Source organism: Streptomyces sp. NPDC055078, assembly GCF_053607985.1.
This window is the reverse complement of record NZ_JBSGUP010000679.1, coordinates 1-4,316: the sequence shown is the minus strand read 5'-3', so window position 1 is coordinate 4,316 and position 4,316 is coordinate 1. Positions and strand designations below refer to the sequence as shown.

Genomic DNA, 4,316 nt, shown 5'->3' with positions numbered 1-4,316 from the left:
GGCCCTCAGGGGACATGCCGGTGGTACGGGGAGGGCGCTCGCCGCCGGCAGGCCGGCCGGGACACGGCTCGGGCACACGGCTCCGGAGGGGGCTCCGGACACGGCTCCGGAGCGGCGCCCCTGAGGGGCAGGATGGAGGGCGTGAGCACCAGCGAGAGCGCCCGACCTGCCCAACCCGCGAAATCCGCAGCACCCGCCGATTCCGCAGCACCCGCCGAATCCGTCGAGACCCCGGCCGGGACCGCGCGGATCACCTGGCACCGAGCCCGTGAGCCATGGCTTGTGCTGGCCCTGGGCCACGGGGCCGGCGGCGGCATCGGGGCCCGGGATCTGCGCGGGATCGCCGACGCGCTGCCCGCCGACGGGGTGACCGTCGCTCTGGTGGAGCAGCCCTGGCGGGTGGCGGGAAAGAAGCTCGCCCCGGCGCCGAAGACCCTCGACACCGGCTGGCGGGGGCTGTGGCCCGCACTGGAGAAACCCGGGCTGCCCGTCGTCGCGGGCGGACGCAGCGCCGGCGCGCGCGTGGCCTGCCGGACCGGCGCCGGACTCGGGGCCGTGGGCGTCCTCGCGCTCAGCTTCCCGCTGCACCCGCCCGGCCGCCCCGAGAGGTCCCGCGCGGCCGAACTGCTCGGCGCGGCCCTCCCCACCCTTGTCGTCCAGGGCGCCAACGACCCCTTCGGAGCACCGGCGGAGTTCCCTGAGGGTGAGCACCGGATGGTGGAGATCCCGGGCGCCGATCACGGCTTCGCCGTCCCCAAACGGGCCGGTATCACCGAGTCGGAGACTGTGAAGACCATCACACACGCGGTACGGGAGTGGCTGCCGGGACTCCGGGAATGACGAGCGCGCCGAGTCTGTTGTGCGGGGTGTCAGGACATCAGCCATCACAGCACGGAGTAGGGAGTCTCTCGCATGGGTTCGACCATCTGCCCCCGCCGTACGGACAGCGCTGACCTTGAGTGGTCGGTGCTCACGGCGGCAGCGACCGCGCCCGATCGGGCGCCGGGCGGAGCCGGTCGGCAGGAGCCGTCACCCGAAGGTCGACTATTCTCCGATTCGAGCGGGTCCGCATTCGGCCTCGCCACGGCGTTGGAGGAGGTGGGTCCGGTCACTGGGACCGACGCAGGGACGGACGACGGCCAGGACGCACAGGCAGGGGCCCTGCCCGCGGAGACGGCCGCCGAGCGCAATGCCCGTTTTGAGCGGGACGCGCTCGGTTTCCTCGACCAGATGTATTCTGCCGCGCTGCGCATGACGCGCAATCCGGCCGATGCCGAGGATCTCGTACAGGAGACGTACGCCAAGGCTTACGGGTCGTTCCATCAGTTCCGCGAGGGCACCAACCTCAAGGCGTGGATGTACCGGATCCTGACGAACACCTTTATCAATTCGTACCGCAAGAAGCAGCGCGAGCCCCAGCGCAGTGCCGCCGAGGAGATCGAGGACTGGCAGCTGGCGCGCGCCGAGTCGCATATGTCGACCGGTCTGCGCTCCGCGGAGTCGCAGGCGCTCGACCATCTGCCCGACTCCGATGTGAAGGCCGCGCTCCAGGCCATCCCCGAAGAGTTCCGTATCGCGGTCTATCTCGCCGACGTAGAGGGCTTTGCGTACAAGGAGATCGCGGACATCATGGGAACACCCATCGGGACGGTGATGTCCCGCCTGCACCGGGGCCGTCGCCAACTGCGCGGCATGCTGGAGGACTACGCGCGCGAGCGCGGGCTCGTCCCCGCCGGTGCGGGGGAGTCGAACGAAGCGAAAGGCTCGGGCTCATGAGCTGCGGAGAGCCGCACGAGACGGACTGCTCAGAGGTTCTCGACCATCTCTATGAGTTCCTCGACCGTGAGATGCCCGACGGCGAATGCACCAAGTTCGAGGTGCACTTCGAGGAGTGCTCGCCCTGCCTGGAGAAGTACGGGCTGGAGCAGGCCGTGAAGAAGCTGGTCAAGCGCTGCTGCGGCCATGACGACGTCCCCACCGACCTGCGGGCCAAGGTCATGGGCCGGATCGATCTGATCCGCTCGGGCGGGGTCGTACCGGATCAGGACGTGGCGACGGCGGCCCTGGAGACACCCGGCGCGGGCCAGGACTGATCCCGGGCCAGGACTGAGCCGAGACCAGGGCTGATCCCGGGCCAGGACCGATGTCGGCCCAGGACCGACCCGAGACCAGGGCTGATCCCGGCCCGGGACCGATCCACCGCACGACGCGGTGTACGCGCGGTGTACGCGGGTCCGGAGCCTGGGCGCGGCAGGCAGCGACAGTGCCATGATCAGCGAGGCGTGAAGAGGGTGTGCCGTCAGCGCGGCGCACCCTTTTTCGTACGCTCACCCGTCCAGCCGTCTCCATCGTGCGTACCCTGTCCATGTGCGCCCCCGCGTGCCCGGCCATGCCGCGAACGCGCTCTTCGCACGCCTCTGCCGTCACCCGTCTGTGCGAACAACCGCCGACCCAGCCGCCCCTCACGCCTCAACTCGCTACGGTGACGCGCGAGATGAAAAGGGGGCGGGGCGGTGAGGTCCGTACCGGCGACGGCACGCGCGTACATTCTCTGCGCCCTGCTCGGGACCGCGGTGTGCGCGCTGCCCCTGCTGGGGCAGTACAAGACCATCGGGTGGAGCACGGTGGGCTTGCTCGCGGCGGTGTACGCCGTGTGCGAGCTGCCCGGCCGCTGCCGCCATCTCGGTGACTTCGTCCCCGTCAGCGCGGGGTCCTTCTTCCCGGTGCTGCTGGCCGCCGCCTTTATGCTGCCGTCCGCCGCCGCGCTGCTCGTCGCCGTGCCCGGGGCGCTGCTGGGTCGGGTGGAACGGCGTCCGGAGGGCGTACGGCGGATCTGGCGGACCGCTCAGCTCGCCCTCGCCACCTGGGCCGCGGGCCGGACCTATGCCCTGCTCGGCGGGGAACGCACCCTGCACACCCCCGGCGACCCCCACCCGGTCCACGGCCCGCACTTCCCGGACGCCCTGCTGCCCGCGACCGGCGGCGCGCTCGCCTTCTGCCTGGTGGTGACGGTCCTTGAGGCGGGCATCCTCGCCGCCGCCGAACGGCAGCCGCTGCGCACCACCTGGCGCGAGCTGGCCATCGGCTCGGTGGTGCCGCATCTGGTGCACGGGCTCGCCGGGCTGATGATGGCGGTGCTGTGGCGCAGCCCGTACGGGCCGGTCTCCGCGCTCTTCGTGCTGCTGCCGATGTACATCACCTGCTGGCTCTTCTCGCAGTACCACCGCGAGCGCCTCGCCCACCAGGCCACCATCCGTGCCCTGGTGCAGGCGGTCGACATCAAGGACCGCTACACCCGCGGCCACAGCGAGCGCGTGGGGCGGGCCTCCGTCCTGATCGCGCGCGAGCTGGAGATGGACGAGGAGCGGGTCGAGGTGATCCGGTTCGCCGGAATCCTCCACGACGTGGGCAAGCTCGGTGTGCCGACGCGGGTGCTCCGCAAGGAAGGGCCGCTGACGCCCGAGGAACGACGGGTGATCGAACTGCATCCCGAGTACGGGCACGAGATCGTGCGCGGCATCGGATTCCTCGGCGAGGCGCGCTCGGCGATCCTGCACCACCACGAGCGGATGGACGGCAGCGGTTACCCCTCAGGGCTCAAGGGGCACCGGATCCCGGAGTCCGCGCGGGTGGTCGCGGTGGCGGACGCCTTCGACGCGATGACCTCGACCCGTTCGTACTCCCGGGCCCGCCCGGTGGAGACGGCGCTGACGGAACTGAAGCGGTGCGCGGGCAGTCAGTTCGACCCCCGGATGGTGGAGGCGCTCGTCCGGGCGCTGGAGCGGCACGGCTGGGAGACGGCCGTCACCGCCGAGGACACGACGGCGACGGCACCGCCGGACGCGCGGGCCATCCCGTCGCAGCCGGTGCGGGTGACCGCCCGCCCCCGCGCGGACCGCGCCCCGGGCGGCCCCTCATGACCGCCGCCCCCGAGCCCCAACCACCGCCGGAGGCCGCCTCCGGCCCGCCGCCGGCACCCGGCCAGGACGCCCGCTCCGACCCGGGCCAGGGCACGCGGCCCGGGGCCGGCCCGGACACTCGCCCGGGTGCTGGTCCGCCCCCGGGACCGATGCCCTGCGGCGCCCCGGGACCGGCCCCTCGCCCGGACGGCGGCGGGCCGCCCGTGCCCCGCTCACGGTCCGACGCGCGCGGTACGTCCGCCGCCGCGGGTTTACGGCCCGCCGCCGGTCCAGCGGGCCCCGGGTCCGAGTCCGGCTCCGGGCCGGGCCCCGGTCCCGTGCCTGGCTCCGATCCGGACCGGATCGGCTCGCACGACCCCGGCGCACCGGTGGCGCGCGGGCGCGGGAGGCGCGGGG

The 4,316-nt window shown here is 72.8% G+C and carries 4 protein-coding genes; all 4 read left to right on the top strand.

Features of this window, described 5'->3' with window-relative positions; translation table 11 throughout:
• Window positions 1-249 precede the first annotated feature (249 nt).
• Window positions 250-840: an alpha/beta hydrolase family protein gene (locus ACWF94_RS34660; RefSeq protein ID WP_453497901.1), complete on the top strand. Its 591-nt coding sequence runs from the start codon at window positions 250-252 to the stop codon at window positions 838-840.
• Window positions 841-1,098: 258 nt separating this feature from the next.
• Complete coding sequence (locus tag ACWF94_RS34655; protein WP_453497898.1) at window positions 1,099-1,776, top strand: sigma-70 family RNA polymerase sigma factor; 678 nt, start codon at window positions 1,099-1,101, stop codon at window positions 1,774-1,776.
• Window positions 1,773-2,093, top strand: coding sequence for a mycothiol system anti-sigma-R factor (rsrA, locus tag ACWF94_RS34650; protein ID WP_453497896.1), 321 nt, complete (start codon window positions 1,773-1,775; stop codon window positions 2,091-2,093). The genes ACWF94_RS34655 and rsrA overlap by 4 nt, the downstream gene beginning before the upstream one ends.
• 420 nt (window positions 2,094-2,513) lie before the next feature.
• Complete coding sequence (locus ACWF94_RS34645) at window positions 2,514-3,920, top strand: HD-GYP domain-containing protein (RefSeq protein ID WP_453497893.1); 1,407 nt, start codon at window positions 2,514-2,516, stop codon at window positions 3,918-3,920.
• The last annotated feature ends 396 nt before the right edge of the window (window positions 3,921-4,316 follow it).

Excerpts from the sequence above, each read along its gene's own strand:
- rsrA (WP_453497896.1), top strand. The coding sequence starts at position 1,773 with ATGAGCTGCGGAGAGCCGCACGAGACGGACTGCTCAGAGGTTCTCGAC.